Annotated in this window: 1 protein-coding gene and 1 tRNA gene; both read right to left on the bottom strand. The window is 23.7% G+C overall.

Annotation, left to right across the window (positions count from 1 at the left end; all coding sequences use genetic code 11):
• Positions 1-53: 53 nt before the first annotated feature.
• Positions 54-215 (bottom strand): hypothetical protein, encoded by a 162-nt coding sequence (locus tag AVANS14531_RS09135; protein ID WP_336612163.1) that lies wholly within the window; start codon positions 213-215, stop codon positions 54-56.
• Between the two features lie 456 nt (positions 216-671).
• A tRNA-Ile gene (locus AVANS14531_RS09130) sits at positions 672-748 on the bottom strand.
• Between the last annotated feature and the right edge of the window lie 31 nt (positions 749-779).

Here is a 779-nt window from a genome sequence, read left to right as displayed (position 1 = left end):
CTTCAACACATTATTAAACAATTAGCTTTAACTATCATTTAAACAAATGAAATTTATACATTTTTACTTGTTATCTCATCTATGGTTTTTACTATAAATTTAAAATCATCTAAACTATCTTGATTTTTTAGCAAATACTCCTTAAACGCTTGTGGGTCTTGCTTTATAAGCTCATTTAGTTTTTGCGCTAAATTTAAAAACTCATTTGTATCCATTTTTTTAACCTTTAATTATATATATTATCAATTTAAAAACAATTTTTTAAATAATTATAAAAACAAAATTCCTAATTCAAATTCTTTTATCTTTATTAATTTAAAAACCTTAAACATATTATTTTAATATAATTATAAATTTAATCCCCATTCTTACATCAAACCTACAATCTCTCTTAACCCCAAACACTCCATAAACATTCAACATTTAAAAACTCTAAAATAATAAACCTACCCTTATCCACTCAAACACTAAAAGAACATAAATTAATCTCCCTAACTTAATTTTACTTAATCAAACTTACACAACCTAATAAAAGAACTAATAAACCATAAAAATACTTTTTATATAAAGAAGGTAAAAACAATAAACTAAAAATACCAGAGAAATAAAAATAAGTTAAAAATATAAAACTGAAATAATAAAAACAAAGATTAAAAATATAAGGGAGTAAATGGTGGGCCTAACAAGACTTGAACTTGTGACCTCACCCTTATCAGGGGTGCACTCTAACCAGCTGAGCTATAGGCCCTTAAGAAGTAGAATTATTGTTATATATTATT

The sequence above is a fragment of the Campylobacter sp. Cr9 genome (assembly GCF_020138295.1).
Lineage (GTDB): Bacteria > Campylobacterota > Campylobacteria > Campylobacterales > Campylobacteraceae > Campylobacter_E.
Note: the sequence above shows the minus strand (reverse complement) of the source record. Positions and strands in the feature narration are given on the sequence as shown.